The organism is Actinoplanes sp. CA-051413 (assembly GCF_050955795.1).
Classification (GTDB): domain Bacteria; phylum Actinomycetota; class Actinomycetes; order Mycobacteriales; family Micromonosporaceae; genus Actinoplanes.
In genome coordinates this window covers 8,681,951-8,703,175 of sequence record NZ_CP192100.1, presented here as the reverse complement: position 1 = coordinate 8,703,175, position 21,225 = coordinate 8,681,951, and the positions used below count along the sequence as shown (strand labels likewise).

At 70.7% G+C, this 21,225-nt stretch carries 14 protein-coding genes and 1 pseudogene; 10 read left to right on the top strand and 5 right to left on the bottom strand.

The window, feature by feature from the left end; genetic code table 11:
- The first annotated feature begins 68 nt into the window (after positions 1 to 68).
- The 4 genes from argS to thrC all read left to right on the top strand — a co-directional run bounded on the left by argS (position 69) and on the right by thrC (position 5,557).
- Positions 69 to 1,733 carry an arginine--tRNA ligase gene (gene argS / locus ACQP2Y_RS40975; RefSeq protein ID WP_433721722.1) on the top strand — a complete coding sequence of 555 codons (1,665 nt, stop codon included), beginning with the start codon at positions 69 to 71 and terminating at the stop codon, positions 1,731 to 1,733.
- 2 nt (positions 1,734 to 1,735) lie between these two features.
- Positions 1,736 to 3,121 carry a diaminopimelate decarboxylase gene (lysA, locus tag ACQP2Y_RS40970; RefSeq protein ID WP_433721721.1) on the top strand — a complete coding sequence of 462 codons (1,386 nt, stop codon included), beginning with the start codon at positions 1,736 to 1,738 and terminating at the stop codon, positions 3,119 to 3,121.
- Positions 3,118 to 4,428 carry a homoserine dehydrogenase gene (locus ACQP2Y_RS40965; protein ID WP_360550315.1) on the top strand — a complete coding sequence of 437 codons (1,311 nt, stop codon included), beginning with the start codon at positions 3,118 to 3,120 and terminating at the stop codon, positions 4,426 to 4,428. The genes lysA and ACQP2Y_RS40965 overlap by 4 nt, the downstream gene beginning before the upstream one ends.
- 79 nt (positions 4,429 to 4,507) lie before the next feature.
- Positions 4,508 to 5,557 (top strand): threonine synthase, encoded by a 1,050-nt coding sequence (gene thrC / locus ACQP2Y_RS40960; RefSeq protein ID WP_433721720.1) that lies wholly within the window; start codon positions 4,508 to 4,510, stop codon positions 5,555 to 5,557.
- 87 nt (positions 5,558 to 5,644) lie between these two features.
- On the opposite strand, the gene ACQP2Y_RS40955 is transcribed toward thrC, so the two are convergent.
- Positions 5,645 to 6,142, bottom strand: a complete 498-nt coding sequence (locus ACQP2Y_RS40955; RefSeq protein WP_433721719.1) for a MarR family winged helix-turn-helix transcriptional regulator — start codon at positions 6,140 to 6,142, stop codon at positions 5,645 to 5,647.
- A 136-nt stretch (positions 6,143 to 6,278) separates the two neighbouring features.
- Between ACQP2Y_RS40955 and ACQP2Y_RS40950 the strand changes: the two genes are divergently transcribed.
- Both ACQP2Y_RS40950 and ACQP2Y_RS40945 read left to right on the top strand, forming a co-directional pair.
- The gene (locus ACQP2Y_RS40950; protein ID WP_433721718.1) at positions 6,279 to 9,620 is read left to right on the top strand and encodes an efflux RND transporter permease subunit; all 3,342 of its coding nucleotides are present in this window, start codon (positions 6,279 to 6,281) and stop codon (positions 9,618 to 9,620) included.
- A 73-nt stretch (positions 9,621 to 9,693) separates the two neighbouring features.
- Positions 9,694 to 10,923 (top strand): annotated as a pseudogene (locus tag ACQP2Y_RS40945) (MFS transporter); the annotation flags it as partial.
- A 535-nt stretch (positions 10,924 to 11,458) separates the two neighbouring features.
- Here the strand turns inward: ACQP2Y_RS40945 and ACQP2Y_RS40940 are convergent.
- Entirely contained in the window at positions 11,459 to 12,130 is a 672-nt protein-coding gene (locus tag ACQP2Y_RS40940) for a hypothetical protein (RefSeq protein WP_433721717.1), read from the bottom strand.
- A 16-nt stretch (positions 12,131 to 12,146) separates the two neighbouring features.
- On the opposite strand from ACQP2Y_RS40940, the gene thrB reads away from it, so the two are divergent.
- The 4 genes from thrB to ACQP2Y_RS40920 all read left to right on the top strand — a co-directional run bounded on the left by thrB (position 12,147) and on the right by ACQP2Y_RS40920 (position 18,500).
- Positions 12,147 to 13,082, top strand: a complete 936-nt coding sequence (thrB, locus tag ACQP2Y_RS40935) for a homoserine kinase (protein WP_433721716.1) — start codon at positions 12,147 to 12,149, stop codon at positions 13,080 to 13,082.
- Between the two features lie 293 nt (positions 13,083 to 13,375).
- Positions 13,376 to 15,634 (top strand): transcription termination factor Rho, encoded by a 2,259-nt coding sequence (gene rho / locus ACQP2Y_RS40930; RefSeq protein WP_433721715.1) that lies wholly within the window; start codon positions 13,376 to 13,378, stop codon positions 15,632 to 15,634.
- A gap of 135 nt (positions 15,635 to 15,769) precedes the next feature.
- Positions 15,770 to 16,948, top strand: coding sequence for a nitric oxide synthase oxygenase (locus ACQP2Y_RS40925; RefSeq protein WP_433721714.1), 1,179 nt, complete (start codon positions 15,770 to 15,772; stop codon positions 16,946 to 16,948).
- 310 nt (positions 16,949 to 17,258) lie between these two features.
- Positions 17,259 to 18,500 carry an IS110 family transposase gene (locus tag ACQP2Y_RS40920; protein ID WP_433721713.1) on the top strand — a complete coding sequence of 414 codons (1,242 nt, stop codon included), beginning with the start codon at positions 17,259 to 17,261 and terminating at the stop codon, positions 18,498 to 18,500.
- Between the two features lie 47 nt (positions 18,501 to 18,547).
- On the opposite strand, the gene ACQP2Y_RS40915 is transcribed toward ACQP2Y_RS40920, so the two are convergent.
- The 3 genes from ACQP2Y_RS40915 to ACQP2Y_RS40905 are packed head-to-tail and all read right to left on the bottom strand — an operon-like array spanning position 18,548 to position 21,146.
- On the bottom strand, positions 18,548 to 19,180 hold the full coding sequence (locus ACQP2Y_RS40915) for an RNA ligase family protein (protein WP_433721712.1): 633 nt from the start codon (positions 19,178 to 19,180) through the stop codon (positions 18,548 to 18,550).
- Entirely contained in the window at positions 19,180 to 20,076 is an 897-nt protein-coding gene (locus ACQP2Y_RS40910) for an AAA family ATPase (protein WP_433721711.1), read from the bottom strand. The genes ACQP2Y_RS40915 and ACQP2Y_RS40910 overlap by 1 nt, the downstream gene beginning before the upstream one ends.
- Entirely contained in the window at positions 20,073 to 21,146 is a 1,074-nt protein-coding gene (locus ACQP2Y_RS40905; RefSeq protein WP_433721710.1) for an RNA ligase, read from the bottom strand. The genes ACQP2Y_RS40910 and ACQP2Y_RS40905 overlap by 4 nt, the downstream gene beginning before the upstream one ends.
- Positions 21,147 to 21,225 lie beyond the last annotated feature (79 nt).

Genomic DNA, 21,225 nt, shown 5'->3' with positions numbered 1-21,225 from the left:
GGGCCGGGCCCGCGAGCAGGCCCCGGTACGCCGCCGGGCGGCAAAGTCTACCCGGATAGCATGGCTCAGTGACTCCCGCTGACCTCGCTTCCACCGTTCTCACAGCTGCGCGTGCCGTATTCGTCACCCGCGGCCTGGATGTCTCCCTGCTGCCGGAGACCACGACGGTGGAGCGACCCCGAAACCCCGAGCACGGCGACTACGCGTCGACCATGGCCATGCAGCTCGCCAAGAAGGCCGGTGTCGCGCCGCGTGAGCTGGCCGCGGCGCTCGCCGACGAGCTCAGCAGCCGTCCCGGCATCAAGTCGGTGGAGATCGCGGGGCCCGGCTTCCTCAACATCCGCCTGGACGCGGCCGCCGCCGGGGTGCTGGCGCGCGACGTGGTGCTGGCGGGTCAGGAGTACGGCCGCACCGACCGCCTGGCCGGCCAGCGGATCAACCTGGAGTTCGTCTCGGCCAACCCCACCGGTCCCGTGCACATCGGCGGGGTGCGCTGGGCGGCTGTCGGTGACGCCCTGTCCCGGCTGCTGCGGGCGGCCGGCGCCGACGTCGGCACGGAGTACTACTTCAACGACGCCGGTTCGCAGATCGACCGGTTCGCCCGTTCGCTGTACGCGGCAGCCAAGGGTGAGCCGGCCCCCGAGGACGGCTACGGCGGCGCGTACATCGCGGAGATCGCCACCGCGGTGCTGGCCGAGGCGCCGGACGCGCTGAAGCTCGGCGAGGACGAGGCGCTGGAGGTGTTCCGGGTCGAGGGCGTCAAGCTGATGTTCGCCGAGATCCGGCAGTCGCTGGACGAGTTCGGCGTGCACTTCGACACGTACTTCAACGAGAAGGACCTGCACGACCGGGGTGAGCTGCAGGAGGCCCTGGACCGGCTGCGCGAGCAGGGACACATCTACGAGGCCGACGGCGCCACCTGGCTGCGGACCACCGACTTCGGTGACGACAAGGACCGGGTGCTGCGCAAGTCCGACGGCGACTGGACGTACTTCGCCGCGGACTGTGCCTACTACCTGGACAAGCGCAAGCGTGGCTTCGACCGCGTCGTGATCATGCTGGGCGCCGATCACCACGGTTACATCGGCCGGATGAGGGCCATGGCGGCGTGTTTCGGCGACGACCCGGACAGCAACCTCGAGATCCTCATCGGCCAGCTGGTCAACCTGGTCCGTGACGGCGAGCCGCTGCGGATGAGCAAGCGGGCCGGCACGGTCATCACGCTGGAGGACTTCGTCGACGCGCTCGGCGTGGACGCGGCCCGGTACGCCCTGGCCCGCTTCTCCTCGGACTCGCAGATCGACATCGACATCGCCCAGTGGACCCGCGCCAGCAACGACAACCCGGTGCACTACGTCCGGTATGTCGCGGCACGGACGGCCGGGGTCGCCCGCAACGCCGCGGATGTCGGCCTGACCCGGGGCGAGCCGGACGACTTCCATCCGGAGCTGCTCAGCCACGAGAAGGAGCACAGCCTGCTCAAGCGGCTGGCGTCCTACCCCGAGGAGGTGGCCACCGCCGCCGAGCTGCGCCAGCCCCACCGCATCGCCCACTACCTGGAGAGGCTCTCCGGCGATTACCACCGGTTCTATGACCAGTGCCGGGTGCTTCCCGTGGGCGACGAGCCGATCACCGACCTGCAACGCTCCCGCCTGTGGCTGAATGACGCCACCCGAACGGTGATCGCGAACGGTTTGGCACTGCTGGGCGTCTCCGCCCCCGAGAGGATGTAGTCATGCGGGCACATGAGGCCGGGGCGCTGCACGGCGACATCGGCAACCGGGGACCGGCGTGGCTGCGTACCCCGCAGAACGTGAACGCGCTCGTGCCGCAGCTCTGGCCGCGGACCGTGCGCCGCGCCAAGGCCGGCGCCCTGGAGATCGGCGGCGTGAGCGTGCTCGATCTGGCCGCCGAGCACGGCACTCCGGCGTACTTCCTGGACGAGGACGACCTGCGCTCGCGCTGCCGCGATTTCGCGGCCGCCTTCGCCGGCGCGGATGTCTACTACGCGGGCAAGTCGTTCCTCTGCAAGGCCGTGGTCAAGGTCATCAACGAGGAGGGCCTCTTCCTCGACGTCTGCTCCGGCGGCGAGCTGGCCGTCGCGCTGGCGGCCGGTTTCCCGGCCGAGCGGATGGGCTTCCACGGCAACAACAAGTCGATCTCCGAGCTGACCCGGGCGCTGGACGCGGGCGTCGGCCGGATCATCCTGGACTCGTTCCAGGAGATCGACCGGCTGACCGCGCTGGCCCGGGAGAGCGGCAAGCGGCCGAAGGTGCTGATCCGGGTCACCGTCGGCGTCGAGGCGCACACCCACGAGTTCATCGCCACCGCGCACGAGGACCAGAAGTTCGGCTTCTCGCTGGCCGGCGGGGCCGCGTTCGAGGCGGCGATCCGGGTCCTCGACGAGGGTGTGCTGGACCTGCACGGGCTGCACTCGCACATCGGCTCGCAGATCTTCGACACGTCCGGCTTCGAGGTCGCCACCCGGCGGGTGCTGGAGCTGCAGGCGCAGATCCGCGACGCGCGCGGCGTCGAGCTCGAGGAGCTCGACCTCGGCGGCGGCTTCGGCATCGCCTACACGACCCAGGACGACCCGGCGCCGGCCGGCGACCTGGCCAAGCGGATCAACAAGATCGTCGCCAGCGAGTGTGACGCTTCTTCATTGAAAATCCCCAAGCTCTCGATCGAGCCCGGCCGGGCCATCGTCGGACCGGCTGTGTTCACCCTGTACGAGGTGGGCACGGTCAAGGACGTCGACGGCATCCGGACGTACGTGAGCGTGGACGGCGGGATGAGCGACAACATCCGCACCGCCCTCTACGACGCCTCGTACTCGGCCACGCTGGCCGGTCGTGAGTCCGACGCGCCCCCGCTGCTCGCCCGCGTCGTGGGAAAGCATTGTGAATCCGGGGACATTGTCGTGAAGGATGAATTCCTGCCCGCCGACGTGCAGCCCGGAGATCTTCTCGCCGTGCCCGGTACGGGTGCGTACTGCCGGAGCATGGCCAGCAATTACAACCACGTGCCCCGGCCGCCGGTGGTCGCCGTGCGCGACGGCGCGTCTCGCGTGATCGTCCGCCGGGAGACCGAAGATGATCTGCTCGCATTGGATGTGGGATGAGTTCTGAGAAGCCCGCGGTTCGCCTGGCCCTGCTCGGATGCGGCACTGTCGGCAGCGAGGTCGTGCGCCTGCTGCACGAGCAGTCCGAGGATCTGACCGCCCGGATCGGCGCCCCGCTGGAGCTCGTCGGCATCGCGGTGCGCCGGCCGGGCCGGCAGCGCGGCAGCGACATCGACCCGGCGCTGTTCACCACCGACGCGCTCGGCCTGGTCAAACGCGACGACGTGGACGTGGTCATCGAGGTGGTCGGCGGCATCGAGCCCGCGCGCTCGTGGCTCACCGAGTCGCTGAAGGCCGGCAAGAGCGTGGTCACGGCCAACAAGGCGCTGCTGGCCGAGGACGGTGCGACCCTGCACGACGCCGCCGCCGAGGGCGGCGCCGACCTCTACTACGAGGCCGCCGTCGCCGGCGCGATCCCGCTGCTGCGCCCGCTGCGTGAGTCGCTGCACGGCGACCGCGTCACCCGGGTCACCGGCATTGTGAACGGCACGACCAACTTCATCCTGTCGTCGATGGACGCCACCGGCGCCGGTTTCGGCGAGGCCCTGGACGAGGCCACCGAGCTGGGGTACGCGGAGGCCGACCCGACCGCCGACGTGGAGGGTTTCGACGCCGCCGCCAAGGCCGCCATCCTCGCCTCGCTCGCCTTCCACACCCGGGTCACCGCCGCGGACGTGTTCCGCGAGGGCATGACCGGCGTGACGGCGGCCGACATGGCCAGCGCCAAGGAGATGGGCTGCACGATCAAGCTGCTGTGCATCGCCCAGCGCGGCCCGGACTCCGCGGGCACCGACTCGGTCAGCGTCCGGGTGCACCCGGCGATGATCCCGCGCAGCCACCCGCTGGCCGGCGTCGGCGACGCCTTCAACGCGGTCTTCGTCGAGGCCGAGGCCGCGGGGCAGCTGATGTTCTACGGCCGGGGAGCCGGGGGTACGCCCACCGCCAGCGCCGTGCTCGGCGACATCGTGGCGGCGGCGCGCAACCGGCTCTCGGGCACCCGCGCACCGAGCGAGAGCTCGTACGCCCACCTGCCGATCCGTCCGATCGGTGAGTCCGTTACGCGCTACCACATCAGCCTCGACGTGGCCGACCGCCAGGGTGTGCTGGCCACCGTGGCGGGCGTCTTCGCCAAGCACGAGGTGTCCATCGCGACCGTGCGGCAGTCCGGCCGGGACGAGGACGCCACGCTGGTGATCGTGACCCACGGTGCGCCGGACGCGAACCTGGCGGCCACCGTCGAGGATCTCCGGTCGCTCGACATCGTCCGCTCGATCGCCAGCGTGCTGCGCGTCGAGGGCGGCGCGTGATCCCGATCCGTGGACGCCAAGTCCCGCTATTCGGGTACGTACGGCATGCTTGCAGGGTTGACGACGAAGGGGCAGTGCCATGTGGCGGGGCTTGATTGAGGCGTACCGGGATCGCTTGCCGGTCTCCGCGACCACCCCGGTGGTCACGCTGCATGAGGGCAACACGCCGCTCGTGCCCGCGCCGGTGCTGTCCCGGCGCACGGGCGCGGACGTGTACCTCAAGGTCGAAGGGGCCAACCCGACCGGCTCCTTCAAGGACCGCGGCATGACGATGGCCGTGTCCAAGGCCGTCGAGGAGGGGTCGAAGGCGATCATCTGCGCCTCGACCGGCAACACGAGTGCCTCCGCGGCCGCGTACGCCGCGCGGGCCGGGCTGACCTGCGCGGTGCTGGTGCCACAGGGCAAGATCGCGCTCGGCAAGCTGGCCCAGGCGCTGGTCCACGGGGCCAAGCTGCTCCAGGTCAACGGCAACTTCGACGACTGCCTCGCGCTCGCCTCGAAGCTGTCCCAGGACTTCCCGGTCTCGCTGGTCAACTCGGTCAACATCTTCCGCCTGCACGGGCAGAAGACGGCCGCCTTCGAGATCGTCGAGGCGCTCGGCACCGCGCCCGACATCCACTGCCTGCCGGTCGGTAACGCGGGCAACATCTCCGCTTACTGGATGGGCTACCAGGAGGACCACGAGGCGGACAACAGCAAGGTCGTGCCCAAGATGTACGGCTTCCAGGCCTCGGGCGCGGCCCCGATCGTCAACGGCCAGGTGGTGCCCGAGCCGTCGACGATCGCCACCGCCATCCGGATCGGCAACCCGGCGAGCTGGACCAAGGCCCTCGACGCCCGGGACAGCTCCGGCGGGCTCATCTCGGCGGTGACCGACCGGGAGATCCTGTCGGCCTATCGGCTGCTGGCCCGTGAGGTGGGTGTCTTCGTCGAGCTGGGCAGCGCGGCGAGTGTGGCCGGTCTGTTGCAGCAGGCGGAGGCGGGGATGATCCCGGCCGGCAGCACGGTGGTCTGCACGGTGACCGGGCACGGCCTCAAGGACCCGGAGTGGGCGATCAGCACCGCGCCCTCGCCGACCACGATCAGGAACGACGTGATGGCGGCCGCCCAGGCCCTCGATCTGGCCTGACGCGGACTGCTCTTGGCTGGGTCGCGCGCCGCGCGCCGGCCCTCGCGGGCGGGCCGTCGCGCTCGTCGTTTCGCTGCGGCGGGTGGGTCAGGACTTGGTCGCGTTGACGGCCGGCTGGTCCTGGGGAACGCCGCACGCCGCTGACTCGGCCTCCTCGGAGGCCGCGCGGACCATCGCTGTCATCGCTTCCGCGACCGTGCGCAGCTCCGCGTCCGTGAGGCGCTTCAGCACCCGGGTCTGCTTTTCCGTCCCAGCCGTGATGATGTTGGCGATCATGCCGGCGCCGGTGCTGCTCAGCGTGATCCGGCGGACCCGGCGGTCGTGCGGGTCCTCCGTCCGGGTCACCAGGTCGTGCGCCACCAGCCGGTCGACCATGCCGCTCATCGTCGCCAGGCTCACGCCCAGCAGCCCGGCCAGCTCCCGGCCCGACGTGTCGCCCAAGCGGTGCAGCAGCAGCAGGATCTTGAGCTGCGGCATGGTGAGCTGGGAGGCGAAGAGCGGGTCCGAGCGGTCATAGGCGAACAGGTGCTGGAGCCGCTGCTGCGCGCCCATAATGTCGGCGATGAGTCGTTCTTTCTCGGCCACCGCACCTCCTGTGTTGCGCACCGGTGGCCGGAGCGCGTCCTTCTTGTGACGGGACGCTATCAGCGGACCCCGGCGAAAACCATTTGTTCGCGTCGGGCAAACTATATGCCTTGGCCGAACTTTCACGGGGGAGCACATGTCATTTCTGACCAGGCTCAGTCTCGCCAACCGGGGGCTCGTCGCCCTCATCGCGGTGGTGATCACCGGTTTCGGCATCTACACGGTGCCGTCGCTCAAGCAGCAGCTGCTGCCTTCGCTCGAGTTCCCGGGCGCGTTCATCGGGGTGGTCCTGCCCGGTGCCAGCCCGGAGATCATGGAAGCGCAGGTGACCAAGCCGATCGAGGACGCCGTCAAGGGCGCCGACGGCCTGGACACCATCACGTCCACCACCCGTGAGGGCTCGGCCACCATCCAGGTCCTCTTCGAGTTCGGCACCGACCTCGACAACGCGGTCAACCAGCTGACCACCTCGGTCAACCGGATCCAGCCGACGCTGCCCGACGACGTCGAGCCGACCATCTTCGCCGGCAGCACCGACGACATCCCGGCGATCATCCTGGCCGCGTCCGACGGCGGCAAGGACCAGGCGGCGCTGGCCAACCGGCTCCAGCAGAGCGTCGTTCCCGAGCTCAACGCCATCGAGGGCGTCCGCGAGGTGGCCGTCACGGGCACCCGGGCCCAGCAGATCGTGATCACGCCCGACCGCGCGAAGCTCGGGGCCGCGGGCGTCGACCCGCGCGCGATCGCCACCCTGCTGCAGAGCAACGGCGTCTCGATCCCGGCCGGTGCGGTCACCGACGGCAGCCGCTCGCTGAGCGTGCAGGTCGGCCAGCCGATCCAGACGCTCGACGAGCTCAAGGGCCTCTACCTGAGCGGCAGCGAGGGCCCGGTCACCCTGGGGTCCGTCGCGTCGGTCAACCAGCAGCTGGCCACGGCCACGTCGTTCACGCGTACGGATGGGGTCGAGAGCCTCGGCATCGCGGTCACCGCGTCGCCGGACGGCAACCCGGTCAACATCTCCCACGAGGTCCGCGACAAGATCGCCGAGCTCGAGAAGTCCTCGAACGCCAAGCTCACGGTCATCACCGACCAGGCGCCGTTCGTGGAGAAGTCGATCGAGAGCCTGACCACCGAGGGCCTGCTCGGCCTGATCATGGCCGTGATCGTCATCCTGGTGTTCCTGCTGTCGGTGCGTTCGACGCTGGTCACCGCGGTGTCCATCCCGCTGTCCGTGGTGATCGCGCTCATCGCTCTCAAACTCGGCGACTATTCGCTCAACCTGCTCACCCTGGGGGCGCTGACCATCGCGGTCGGCCGGGTGGTCGACGACTCGATCGTCGTGCTGGAAAACATCAAACGGCATCTGGGGTACGGCGAGACGAAGGTCCACGCGATCACGACCGGCGTCAAGGAGGTGGCCGGCGCGGTCACCGCCTCCACGCTCACCACGGTCGCCGTGTTCGCCCCGATCGCCCTGGTCGGCGGCTTCGTCGGTCAGCTCTTCGCGCCGTTCGCCATCACGGTCACGGTCGCGCTGGTCGCCTCGCTGTTCGTGTCGCTGACCGTGGTGCCGGTGCTCGCGTACTGGTTCCTGCGGCCCGCCGCCGGTGGCTCCGAGTCCGAGGAGGTCCGCCGGGCCGCCGAGGAGAAGGAGCTGCGCAGCCCGCTGCAGCGCGCGTACCTGCCGATCATCCGCTGGGTGACCCGCAGCCGGATCACCCGCTGGAGCACCATCGCGATCGGCATGGTCATCCTGATCGGCACGCTGGGCCTGGCCAGCCGGCTCGAGACCAACTTCCTCGACGAGTCCGGCCAGGACACCATCGCGCTCACCCAGGACCTGCCGGTGGGCACCGACCTGGCGACCACCGACGCGGCGGCCAAGAAGGTCGAGACCGTGCTGGCCGCCCGCAACGACATCAAGAACTACCAGGTCACCGTGGGCAACGGTGAGTTCAACCCGTTCGTCGGCTCCGGCGGGGCCAGCGGCGCCAGCTTCAACGTGGCGCTCAAGGAGGACGTCGACGCGGCCAAGGTCTCCGACGAGCTGCGCGAGCAGTTCAAGGGGATGACGGACGTCGGCGAGGTCACCGTCGGCAACGACAGCGGCACCGGCTTCGACGGCAGCGCGCTGGCCGTCGTGGTGCAGGCGGGCGATCAGCCGGCGCTGACCGCCGCCACCAAGCAGGTGCAGGACGCGATGGCCGGCACGCCGGAGGTCACCGACGTGAGCAGCACGCTCGCGGCGAGCGTTCCGCGCCTGGACGTCAAGGTCGACCGGGCCGCCGCCGCGGCCCGCGGGCTCACCGAGGCCGCGATCGGTCAGTCGGTGGCCGGGGCGTTCCGCTCGGCGCCGGCCGGGCAGATCACCGTCAACGGGGTCGGCCAGGACGTCGTCCTCGCGCTGGGCGCACCGCCGGCCAGCGCCGACGCCCTGCGCAAGCTGCCGCTGACCACGCCCGGCGGCCAGCTCGTCACCCTCGACTCGGTGGCCGACATCGCCGAGGTCGACGGTCCGGAGGAGGTCACCCGGATCGACGGCAACCGCAGCGTCACGGTCGAGGGCACGGCGACCGGCTCGAACGTCGGCAAGACCACGACGGAGCTGACCAAGCGGCTCGACGCGTTGCAGCTGCCGGCCGGTGCGAGCTACGAGATCGGTGGCGTCAGCCAGGACCAGGCGGACGCGTTCGCCGACCTCGGCCTGGCCGTGCTGGCCGCGATCGCGATCGTCTTCGTGATCATGGTGGCCACCTTCCGCAGCCTGCTCCAGCCGCTGATCCTGCTCATCTCCATCCCGTTCGCGGCGACCGGCGCGATCGCGCTGCTGCTGGCGACGGGCACCCCGCTCGGTGTCCCGGCCCTGATCGGTGTGCTGATGCTGGTGGGCATCGTGGTCACCAACGCGATCGTGCTGCTCGACCTGATCAACCACTACCGCCAGGCAGGGCTGGGCGTGCAGGAAGCCGTCGTCGAGGGTGGCCGGCACCGGCTGCGCCCGATCCTGATGACGGCCATCGCGACGATCTTCGCGTTGCTGCCGATGGCCCTCGGGCTCACCGGCGAGGGCGGCTTCATCTCGCAGCCGCTGGCCATCGTGGTCATCGGCGGCCTGGTGAGCTCGACCCTGCTGACCCTGGTCCTGGTGCCCGCGCTCTACACCATGGTGGAGAACACCAAGCTGAAGGGCCGCACCCGGCGCGAACGGCGCCGGGCCCGCAAGGCGATGAAGCGCAGCGGCGCGACCGAGGTGGCGGAGACGCCGAAGCACGCGGCCGACGAGCCCGGGGGCGCGGTTCCGGCCGACGACCCGGTCCCGGACTCGAGCGGTGGCGCGCACGAGGCGCCGGAGGGCGCACCGGCCGGGCAGCCGGCGCGGGCCGAGGCAGAGCCGCAGAGCGGGGCCCTGCGCGGTTACACGGACCAGTTCGAGGTTCTGAAGATGCCACGCCGCCCGGCGACACCACCGCCGGCCTGACAATGACGCGGCGGCCGGCCCTGCGGGGTCGGCCGCCGCGCCGCATCAAGACCCGACCGGTAGATTCCGGTACGTGGCGACTCCCTTCTCGGTCCTTACCCGTAACCGTGACTTCCGGCGGCTGTTCGGGGCCGAGCTGGTCGTGTTCGGCTCCGACTGGTTCGTCATGGTGCCGCTGCTGGTGCTGCTGCCCGAGCTGACCGGCAGCGGCGTGTGGGGCGCGCTGGTGCTGGCCGCGGATACCGGGATCAATGCGCTGCTGCTGCCGTACACGGGAACCGTCGCCGACCGCCTGGACCGCCGCACCATCCTCATCGCGGCCAACGTGGCCGCGCTCGTGGCCATCCTGCTGTTGTTCTTCGTCCGGTCGGCGGCCACCGCGCCGCTGGCCCTGGTGGCCATCGGCGCCGTCGCGATCGCCAAGGCCTTCTACTCCCCGGCGGCGTCCGCGGCCCTGCCGAACGTGGTCGACCCGGCGGACCTCGCCGCAGCCAACTCGGTGGCCGGCTCAGCCTGGGGCACGATGACCATCGTCGGCGCCTCACTGGGCGGCATCGTCAGCAGCGCCTTCGGCCCGTACGTCAGCTTCGCGGTCGCCTCGGTCAGCCTGTTCGTGGCGGCCGTGCTGACCGCGATGATCCGCCGGCCGCTCCAGGCGCCACGAGACCCGAACTATGTGCCGCCGCGAGCCTGGCACGCCCTGATCGAAGCGCTGCGCTACATCGGGGCCCGGCCGAGACTGCGGGCTCTGGTCACCGTGAAGTCAGCGGTGGGCCTCGGCAACGGCGTACTGACGGTCTTCCCGCTGCTGGCCGGCATCTACGGCGTCGGCGCCCTGGGCGCGGGCCTGCTCTTCGCGGTACGCGGCGCCGGTGCCCTGGTCGGACCGCTGGTGATGCGGCCGGTCCTGAACCACCGCACCTGGCTGCTGCCCGGCCTGGCCCTGTCGATGGGCCTGTACGGCCTCGGATACATCGGGGTGGCCTTCGCGCCGTGGTTCCCCCTCGTGCTGGCGCTGGTCTTCGTGGCCCACTTCGCGGGCGGGACGAACTGGGTGCTGTCCAACTACGCGTTGCAGGGCGAGGTGCCGGACCGGCTCCGCGGCCGGGTCTTCGCCACCGACATGATGCTGGCGACGCTCGCGATCTCAGTGAGTCAGCTCGGGGCGGCGGCGTTCGTGGACCGCGTGGACGAACGCGTCATCCTGATCGCCTGCGGCCTGATCACCCTGCTGTACGCGATCGGCTGGCGCTTCGCGACGCGTCATCTGTCGCTCGCGGACCCGACTGCCGCCGACGACAGCGAACAACCGCCCAGCCCAGCACCGAACCATCCCGATGGCACGGCCTCGGGCAACGGCGTGGCCTCGACCGACAGCGCGGACTCGGGCCACGGGGTGGTCGCGGCCGGCGGTGGGGACTCGGGCCACGGCACGGTTTCTGGCAACGGTGCGGTTTCGGGCAACGGTGTGGTCCCGGCCGACGATGGGGTCTCGGCAGGTGCGGTCCCGGCCGATGGTGTGGTTCCGGTTGAGGGGCCGCCCACGGGTGGTGCTCGACCGACCTACGAAGGCCCTGCCGCGGAAGGCCTCCCCGGCGACCCAGACGCAGACCCCGCCTCTGCCTCCGCCCCGAAGCACTAGCTGTAGCGACCGGCCGTGGTCGGAGCGGCTGGCGGGCGCCGGCGCCCGCTGGCCGCGTTCGCTGGCCCGCGCCAGCCGGCCCGCGTCCGCTGGACAGCCGCGGGCCCGCTGGCGCCGGGTCGGTCCGCGCCATGCCGGTCCGCGCCATGCCGGCCCGCCGCGCGCCGGACAGCCGCGCGGGTAAGCCGTGGCGGAGCTAGCCGGCAAACGGTGAGTCAGCAGGCCGGTCCCCGGCCCCAAAGGGCTGTCCGCCGGGATGGAAGCCCCCGTGGGACTGGCTGCCGGGAGGCGAATTCCCGTGGGACTGGCCGCCGGGAGGGGAGTTTCCCTGGGCCTGGCCGCCGGGAGGCGAATTGCCATAGGGCTGGCCGCCAGGAGGTGAATTCCCGTAGGGCTGGTCGCCCGGAGAAGCAGGGCCTTCGAAGCCCGGCCCGTACTGCGGAGCTGGTCCGGCGAACGGCTGACCGCCTGGCACCGGCCTCGCGAAGCCCGGCGCCGACCCCCGCGTCACCACGGCCGCGATGAGCAGACCCACCCCCGCCGCCGAGATCAAGGCCGTGATCAGCCCGATCAGGCCGAACACGATGCCGTACCGGGTCGCTGAGTAGTCCAGTGACGAGTACAGCACCGGGATCAGCATCGTCCAGGCGAACTGGAGCAGGCTGCCGAGCATCAGCGCGCCCAGGCCCAGCCGGGCGAACAGCGTGCTGCGTGGGCTCAGCCGGTCTCGCCGGGTGGCGACCAGGACGAAGCCCACGATCAGCACCGCCAGCAGGGGCAGGTGGCCCAGCAGGCCCGAGAACAGGTATCCCACCGTCATGCCCGCGACCTTAACGGCCGGGTGCGACATCCCGCGGATGATGATCAACGCCTAGCATGAGGCGATGGGCCTGACCTTCGTCTCCGAGCCGGTGCGGGTGCGTACCCCGGCGACCAGCGCCAATCTTGGTCCGGGCTTCGACACGCTGGGTCTGGCGCTCACGCTCTACGACGACCTGAGTGCCCGGGTCACCGGGGATTCCTGGACCGTTGCCGTGACCGGTGAGGGTGCCGGTGAGCTGCCCACCGATGAGAGTCATCTGGTGGTGCGGGCCATGCTCGCCACGTTCGACGAGCTCGGTGGCCGTCCGGCCGGGGTGGCCGTGGAGTGTGTCAACCGCATCCCGCAGGCGCGCGGGCTCGGGTCTTCGTCCGCGGCCATCGTCGGTGGGGTGCAGCTTGCCCGTGCGCTGGTACGGGAGCAGCTGGATGACGAGGCCGCACTGCGGATCGCCGCGCGGCTGGAGGGGCACCCCGACAACGTCGCCCCTTGCCTGCTCGGGGGCTTCACCATCGCCTGGACCGAGGCGAGCGGTTCCCGGGCCGTACGGCTGGACGTCGCTCCCGGCGTACAACCGACGCTTTTTGTTCCGCAGGAACGCGGCCTGACCGCCACCGCGCGGGCCGCGCTGCCCAGCACCGTGCCCCATGCGGACGCCGCGTTCAACACCGGCCGGGCCGCGCTGCTGGTTCATGCCCTCACCCGGGAGCCCGAGCTTCTCTTCGCTGCCACCGAGGACCGGCTGCATCAGGGGTATCGGGCCGAGGCGATGCCCGGCACGGCTTCGCTCGTGGCGGCGCTGCGTTCTGTCGGGGTTGCGGCAGTTGTCAGCGGCGCGGGGCCGACGGTGCTGGCCCTGAGCCCGGTACCTGCCGATTTCCGGCCCGGAACCGAATGGCGCGCCGAGTCGTTGGGCGTGGATAGCGGCGGCGCCCTTGTCAAAGGGAGTATGGTGGAACACGCCGAGCGGGGCCCTGTTGCCGCAGGTCGTCCGAGTTGACTACGCTCAAGACCTAGCACAGCCGCGAAGCAAGCGATCTCTGCGGTTCGGCGCGCACCCGAGACTCATGGCATTCTGCCGGTCTCAATTCTCATCAAGGCACGTCGCCGAGCAGCGGATCTCCAGATCGCTGCACTCGCCGAGACCTATCCGTCACTGTCCGACGGGTCGGGAAACCGTCGAGCTGCCGTGCTGCAAACTCCCGCGCCGCAGTTGCGAAGCGGGTTCCGAGGGCACCCGGCCACCAGGCTGCAGACCCGGGTGGACTTGGCTTTTTCGACGGAAGGAATCCATTGAGCGACACCACCGACGTGACGTCGGGTGTTTCTGACGTCGCTGACGACGGCGCCACCACCGCTGCTGTCACCAAGCGTCGCCGCGGCGGCACCGGGCTGTCGGCGATGCTGCTGCCCGAGCTGCAGAGTCTCGCCGCCTCCCTCGGCATCTCCGGCACCGCGCGGATGCGCAAGGGCGAGCTCATCACCGCCATCTCGGATCGCCAGAGCGGCGGGGCCCCGGCTGCCTCGACCAAGGCCACCAGCACCCCGCGCCCGCGCACGACGAACGGTTCCGCTGCCGCGGCGGCCGAGCCCGCCGCCAAGGCTCCGGCGGCCAAGGCTTCGGCGACCCAGGCTTCCGTAGCCGAGGCCCCGGTGGCCCAGGCCGCAGTGGTCGAGGCCCCGGCGGCCCAGGCGACGGCGGCACCGGCTCCCGAGACGCAGGCCCCGGCTGCCCAGCCCGCCGCCCAGTCCGCGGCTCCGGCAACCGAGCAGCCCGCGACCGAGGCCGAGCCGGCCCGCCGCAGCCGCCGCGACCAGTCCAGCCGCGACCAGAACGGCCGCGACCAGAACGGCCGCGACCAGGCCGGTCGGGAGCAGAACAGCCGCGAGCAGGGCAGCCGTGAGCAGGGCAGCCGTGAGCAGGGTGGCCGCGACCAGGCCGGTCGGGACCAGAACGGCCAGAACGGCCGCGACCAGGGCGAGAGCCGGCGCGACAGCGCACCGGCCGATGGCCAGGGCGACACCGAACGCGCCGACCGGGGGGACCGGCCGGAGCGTGGCGAGACGCGCAACCGGGACCGCCAGCGCAACCCGCAGCGGGCCGAGGGCGGCGACCGCAACGACCGCCCCGACCGCGGCAGCAACGACCGTAACGAGCGCACCGACCGCAACGATCGCGGTCCGCGCAACGACGGCCCGGACGACGAGGACGGCGACAACGGCGAAGGCGGTCGGCGTAGCCGGCGCAGCCGGTTCCGGGACCGCCGGCGTGGCCGGGACCGTGACGGCGAGGGCGGTGGCACCGGTGGTGGCCGCGACGGCGGTCGTGACGGTGGCCGCGACGGAGGTCGCGATGGTGGCCGGGACAGCGGTCGTGACAGTGGCCGCGAGCCGCACGTCAACGAGGACGACGTGCTGGTGCCGGTGGCCGGCATCCTCGACGTGCTGGACAACTACGCGTTCGTCCGCACCACGGGTTACCTGTCCGGCCCCAACGACGTCTACGTCTCCATGTCGCAGGTCAAGAAGCACGGGCTGCGTCGCGGGGACGCCGTCACCGGTGCCGTGCGGGCCGCACCGCGCGACAGCGGCAGTGGTGACCAGCGCCGGGACAAGTACAACCCGCTGGTCCGGCTGGACACCATCAACGGCATGGAGCCCGAGGAGGCCCGCCGGCGTCCCGAGTTCTACAAGCTGACCCCGCTGTACCCGCAGGAGAGGCTGCGTCTCGAGACCGAGGCGCACATCCTCACCACGCGGGTCATCGACCTGGTCATGCCGCTCGGCAAGGGCCAGCGGGCCCTGATCGTCTCGCCGCCGAAGGCCGGTAAGACGATGGTGCTGCAGGCGATCGCCAACGCGATCACCCACAACAACCCCGAGTGCCACCTGATGGTCGTGCTGGTCGACGAGCGGCCCGAAGAGGTCACCGACATGCAGCGCTCGGTCAAGGGCGAGGTCATCGCGGCCACGTTCGACCGGCCGCCGCAGGACCACACCACGGTCGCCGAGCTGGCCATCGAGCGGGCCAAGCGCCTGGTCGAGCTGGGTCACGACGTGGTCGTGCTGCTCGACTCGGTGACCCGGCTCGGCCGGTCGTACAACCTGGCCGCGCCGGCCTCCGGCCGCATCATGTCCGGTGGTATCGACTCGACCGCGCTGTACCCGCCGAAGCGGTTCCTCGGTGCGGCGCGCAACATCGAGAACGGTGGCTCGCTCACCATTCTCGCGACGGCGCTGGTGGAGACCGGCTCGATGATGGACACCGTCATCTTCGAGGAGTTCAAGGGCACGGGTAACGCCGAGCTCAAGCTCGACCGGAAGATCGCTGACCGGCGTACGTTCCCGGCCATCGACATCCACCCGTCCGGCACGCGCAAGGAGGAGATCCTGCTCGGCAAGGAAGAGCTGGCGATCGTCCACAAGCTGCGCAAGGTGCTGAGCTCGCTGGAGTCCTCGGCGGCCCTGGATCTTCTGCTCGACCGGCTCAAGCAGTCCCGGACGAACATCGAGTTCCTGATGCAGATCGCCAAGTCCACGCCTGGCGAGTAAACGCCCGAAAACGGCATAAAGGGGCAGTCACCGCGAGGTGGCTGCCCCTTTGTCGCACAACGTGTGCGTTTCGACCCTTACGGGATCATGCGAACCTCCCCCTCACACCTCAGCTCAATGTGGGGAGGACGCTCGATGATCCCTGGCTACCGGGACCAACCGACCGAGAAATGGGACCCGATCGCACCGGTCGATCCCGGCGAGGCCGAGGACTTCCTGCGGCAGTGCTACGTCGAGAACCCCCGGCTCGGCCCGGTCGAGCCGCGACTGGCCATCGTGCGCGCGCAGATCGCGGCGACCGGCGGCTACGTGCACACCACCGAGGAGCTGACGTACGGCGCCAAGATGGCCTGGCGCAACGCGAGCCGCTGCATCGGCCGGCTCTACTGGCGCAGCCTGGTCGTGCTGGACCGCCGCCGGGCCCGGACCGCGGACGAGATCTTCTCGCTGCTGGTGCACCACCTGCAGACCGCCGGCGGCGGCAATGAACGCCCGGGCGCGATCCGGCCGGTCATCAGCATCTTCGCGCCGGCACTGCCCGGCCAGCCGTACGCGCGGGTCTGGAACGAGCAGCTGATCCGCTACGCGGGCTACCGCACCGAGGACGGCAGTTCGGTCGGGGACCCGCGCAACGAACAGTTCACCGCCGCCATGCAGGGCTTCGGCTGGCGCGGCAAGGGCGAGGCCTTCGACGTGCTGCCGGTGGCGATCGAGACCCCGGCCGAAGGCGTACGCCTCTACGAGCTCCCGGAACGCGCCATCCTCGAAGTGCCGCTGACCCATCCCGAGTTCGGCTGGTTCGCGGAGCTCGGCCTGCGCTGGCACGCCGTCCCCGCGATCGCCAACATGCGGCTCACCATCGGCGGCGTGCAGTACCCGCTGGCGCCGTTCAACGGCTGGTACATGGGCACAGAGATCGGCGCTCGCAACCTGGCCGACGCCGACCGCTACAACATGCTGCCGATCGTCGCCGCCCGGATGGGACTCGACACCAGCCGCGAGTCGACGCTGTGGCGGGACCGGGCGCTGGTCGAGCTGAACCGGGCGGTGCTGCACTCGTACGAGAAGGCCGGTATGAAGATCACCGACCACCACACCGAATCGGCCCGCTTCCTGACCCACCTGCGCAACGAGGAGAAGGCCGGCCGCCGGGTGCCGGCGGACTGGACCTGGATCGTGCCGCCGATGTCCGGCGGCATCACGCCGGTCTTCCACCGCTACTACGAGGAGCTCGACCTGCGCCCGAACTTCTACCTGGACCCCGAGGCGCAATCGCTCGCCAAGGACGGGAGTCGCTGCCCCTTCGCGGGATAGCAAGATCAAGATCAATGTCCGGTCGTGCCTGGTTGCATGGCGCCGACCGTCGCTCATTGCTGGACCATGGATGCCGTCCGGCCCGTCAGGGCCGGGCGGCATCTGGGTTCGTCAGGCCATCGCCCACCGTTGCTGCCCCCGGTGTGAGGGCTTGCGGGAGTGTCAGCGAGGTCTGGCGGTCCGGGGACGTCCTGACTGGCGACAGGGCTACTGCGCCGTTGAGCGCCCTCAATTGAGCGTCCGGCAGTGACGGTCCCCGGGACCACCAGATGCTTGTTCCTACTGGATTTGAGCAGCAGGAGAAGCAGCTATGAGTGTGCCTGAGCCTGGTCCGGCGGCGCGAGTGGTGTTCGCTGGTGTCGACTGGGCGGAAAACAATCACCTCGGGTGTCTGATCGACGCCGACGGCGTGGTCATCGAGCGGGTCACGATCAGCCATGACAAGGCCGGGATCGCCTCGCTGATCACGGTGTTGACCGGTGCGCAGGTCAGCGGGGTCGGGATCGAACGCGGCGACGGGCCACTGGTGTCAGCGCTGCTGACGGCGGGTCTGACGGTGTTCGTGATCGCACCGTCGCAGGTCAAAGCCCTGCGCGGCCGGTATGGCTCGGCCGGGAACAAGGACGACCGGTTTGATGCGTTCGTGCTGGCCGATGTGGTGCGCACCGACCGGCGCCGCCTCACACCCCTGATCCCCGACCAGGCCGACACGAGCACGGTGCGGGCGTTGGTGCGTGCCCGCAAGGACCTGGTCGGGCATCGGATCGCGGTGGCCAATCAGCTGCGGGCGCATCTGCTGACCGTGCTGCCCGCCGTGGTCGGGTTGTTCGCCGAGCTGGACGCGCCGGTATCGCGGGCGTTTCTGGCCGACTTCGGCACCCAGGACGCTGTGGACGCCCTCACCGAAGACCACCTCGCGGCGTGGTTGCGCGGGCGGCGTTACACCCGCAAACCCGCGGCCGTGCTGCTGCAGCGGCTCCGGGCCGCGGTCCCGGGTGTCACCGGCCCGGCCGGGCAGGCCCTGGCCGGGATCACCCGCGCCTACCTGGCCGCCCTGGACGCGGTCATGGCCCAGATCGAGGCCCTCGAGCAGCAAATCGAGACCGCCCTGCACGCGCATCCCGACGCGGCGATTTTCACGTCTCTGCCGCGGGCCGGGACGGTGCGCGCGGCCCGGCTGCTGGCCGAGATCGGTGACTGCCGGGCCCGGTTCCCGACCGCCGCCGCCCTGGCCGGGCTGGCCGGGGTCACCCCGTCAACGCGGCAGTCGGGTCACACCCGCATCGTGGCGTTCCGTTGGGCCGTCGACAGACAACTGCGCGACGCGGTCTGTGACTTCGCCGGCGACAGCCGCTTGGCCAACCCCTGGGCCGCGCATCTCTACCAACAAGCCCGCGCCCGCGGGAAGAACCACAACCACGCCGTCCGGATCCTGGCCCGTGCCTGGCTGAGCATCATCTACAAATGCTGGACCACCCACACCCCCTACCAACCCGCCCAACATCGCGCCTTACAAACCCTCCTCCAACAAGATCCACAACCGGTTGGTTGACACAGGGCACTCCCGCCGATGACATGTCCGTGCGTGGCAAACCCGGCTCAGGCGAACTCGTTCAGCGGGAAGTCGTCGCGGTGGCGCCAGGCCGCGTCCGTGCGGACATGGTCCGCACGGACCCACTTCAGGAGCCGGTGCGGGAACTCGGCCGCCGGGATGCGGCCGGCGCTGCGCACCACGAAACCCTCCGAGGTCTCCGGGTCGCGGATCTTGCCCCAGGCCGCGCGGGCCTCGCTGAGACTGCCGCCGCGGTACAGGACCGGCACCACCGGCAGCTCCAGGCGCTGCGCCCAGTCGACGGTGTCGTCCCAGCCGAGCAGGGTGTCCGTCTCGTCCCAGATGCCGAAGACGATGAAGACGCCCGGCAGGTCCGTGTAGGCGATGCTGCGGCGGGCCCACATGGACTCGCCGCAGACCCGCCAGTCGTCCGGGATCCGGTACGCCGTCATCGCCCACAACGCCTTGGCCGGCCGGTCCCACGGGTTGGTGCCGGAGTCGACGGAACGGGCGTACATGGCGTCGCGGGTGAAGGTGAGGTTGCCGCCGTCGAGTTTCTCCGTCACCACCAGCTCACCGTCCAACCAGGACAGATCGTGCTGGATCTTGTCGTCGGCGGTGGCCCCGGGGGAGTCGGGCAGGTGGAAAGTCCGCGGATACTTCCCGTCCCGCCCGTCCATCAGAAGTCCCCCTCCGCCACCTGGAACACCGTCAGGCCCAGGGCGCGCCACATACGTACCACCTGCTGACGGTCGTCGAAAACCCCGATGACCCGCCAGCGGTCGCGGATCTCCCGATCGAAGATCTCCCGCTTGACGACGGCGTCCTTGCGCGAGTCCCCCTCGGGCCGCATGAAGAGTCCTTCGTACGGCACATCGACGTAGAGGTCCAGCCAGGCCTCGGTCTCGGCGCGGCAAACCTCGTCCCGCCCCGAGCAGAAGACGATGGCGTGCCCGGCCGCGTGCATGGCCCGCACGGCCGCGATGACCGCCGGATTCGGCGCGTCCTCACCGACCCGGCCCCAGTCGTACGGGCTACGGCCGTTCATCAGCGCCACCGTGCCGTCGATGTCCACCAGCACCACCGGCGGCAGCTCCGGATCCGGGTCGTAGTTGACACCCGGCCCGCCCGGATCGACGTACGGGACCGGCAGCGGCAGGTTCTTGCCGGCCAGATACCGCTGGTGCATCCGGCGGATCCCGGCCTCACCGACCCGCTCGTCGTCAGGCCGCCCGGCGTCGCGGCGCAGGCACTCCTCGAGCGGCACATCGGTGAAGTCGTGCACCTCGAAACTCGCGTGGAAACGCGCGGCGAGCTCGGCCCACTCCCGTACCGTCTTGGCCCGCAGATTGGTGTCATCGACGATCACGTCGGCGTGGGCGCGCAGCAGTGCCTCCACGGCGGCCCGCTGGGCGTGCGTCACCTGGCCCTCGGCCCACTGGGTGAACAGGCGCTGCCCGTGCAGCATCCGCCGCAGGTCGTCGCGGTTGACCCGGACGACCTGCGGCTGCAGCTTGCGCGCGAAGGTGGTCTTGCCCGAGGCGGGCAGCCCCCGGGTGATCAGCAGTCTGGTCATTCCTCACTCACCTGGTAACCGCCGGGGGTGACGTCGCCGGCCGGCCGGACGAGCTGCCACAGGCCGGGACGGTAGTCCTTGTCGTCGAGCCGCAGGAAGAGTGCCCCACGGTGCTCGCTGCGCACGGCCCGGGCCGCGAACTCGCGCCGGCCCCAGCCCGCCGGCAGCTCGGCCACGATCGCCGCGAACTCGGCCTCGACGGCCTGCGCCAGCGCCGCGACGGCGCCGGTCAGCTCGGCGGCCACCGCGCTGACCCACGCGTGGAACTCGTCGGGCAGCGGTTCGGTCAGCGCGTCCAGGTCACCGCCGGAGACCAGCACCTCCCATACGGTACGGGCGGAGAGCCCGGTGACGAGCCGGTGCAGCCGTACGTACTCCGCGTACTTGATCTTCACCCGCTCGTCGGAGTCGGTGAGGTGCACGACCAGCCCCTCCCGGCCGTCCCGCGGCGGCGCGGCGAGCGCCTCGGCCAGCGTCGCGTACGCGAACGACTCCACGACCGGGCCCGGCCACAGCGGCACGGCGGCCGGGCCGAAGGTGCGGCCGGTCGCGATGTCGACGGCGCCGAGCAGGATCAGGTCGTCCAGGCCGCCGTAGTCGAGGACGATCCGGTTGGCCGGGTAGACGATCTCGACCAGCACGGTGAGCCCCGCGGGCGGCGTGAAGTCCGCGTAGCGGGTGCGCAGCACCGCGGTCGCGTGCCGCGCCTGGTCCGAGGTGAACGAGCCCCGCGTCGCGACCGCCCAGCCGTCCTCGTCGGGGAAGATGATGCCCAGGCTGCCGTCGGCCTTGTCGGTCACCGAGACGGGCGCGTCCGGCCGCAGCCGGGGCGCGTGGCCCTCAGAGTGATTGAAGAACTTGGCCAGGGGCCGGGCCAGCACTGTGTCGCCCGTCACGATCAGGCCGCGGCAGGCCAGCGTGACCGGAGTCCAGGCGCCGGCGTACTGGCAGGCCTCGGTGTAGTTGTAGATCTCGTACGGCCGCGACGGGTGACGCTGGACCCGTACGTGCCCGTTTTCGACCGCCGAAGCCAGTTCGGCCGGGTCCAGGACGTCCGCGAGCAGCGTCATGCCAATTCCTCCCGTGCGATCCCCGCCGCGGGAATGCGGTGAGGGCGGCTCACGTTATCGATCACGGACGCAGGAATGC

Coding starts and splice junctions, on each gene's coding strand:
- ACQP2Y_RS40905 (WP_433721710.1), bottom strand. CDS start 21,146: ATGACGCTGCTCGCGGACGTCCTGGACCCGGCCGAACTGGCTTCGGCG.
- ACQP2Y_RS40950 (WP_433721718.1), top strand. CDS start 6,279: ATGTCATTTCTGACCAGGCTCAGTCTCGCCAACCGGGGGCTCGTCGCC.
- lysA (WP_433721721.1), top strand. CDS start 1,736: ATGCGGGCACATGAGGCCGGGGCGCTGCACGGCGACATCGGCAACCGG.
- thrC (WP_433721720.1), top strand. CDS start 4,508: ATGTGGCGGGGCTTGATTGAGGCGTACCGGGATCGCTTGCCGGTCTCC.
- thrB (WP_433721716.1), top strand. CDS start 12,147: ATGGGCCTGACCTTCGTCTCCGAGCCGGTGCGGGTGCGTACCCCGGCG.
- ACQP2Y_RS40965 (WP_360550315.1), top strand. CDS start 3,118: ATGAGTTCTGAGAAGCCCGCGGTTCGCCTGGCCCTGCTCGGATGCGGC.
- ACQP2Y_RS40925 (WP_433721714.1), top strand. CDS start 15,770: ATGATCCCTGGCTACCGGGACCAACCGACCGAGAAATGGGACCCGATC.
- ACQP2Y_RS40910 (WP_433721711.1), bottom strand. CDS start 20,076: ATGACCAGACTGCTGATCACCCGGGGGCTGCCCGCCTCGGGCAAGACC.
- ACQP2Y_RS40920 (WP_433721713.1), top strand. CDS start 17,259: ATGAGTGTGCCTGAGCCTGGTCCGGCGGCGCGAGTGGTGTTCGCTGGT.
- ACQP2Y_RS40915 (WP_433721712.1), bottom strand. CDS start 19,180: ATGGACGGGCGGGACGGGAAGTATCCGCGGACTTTCCACCTGCCCGAC.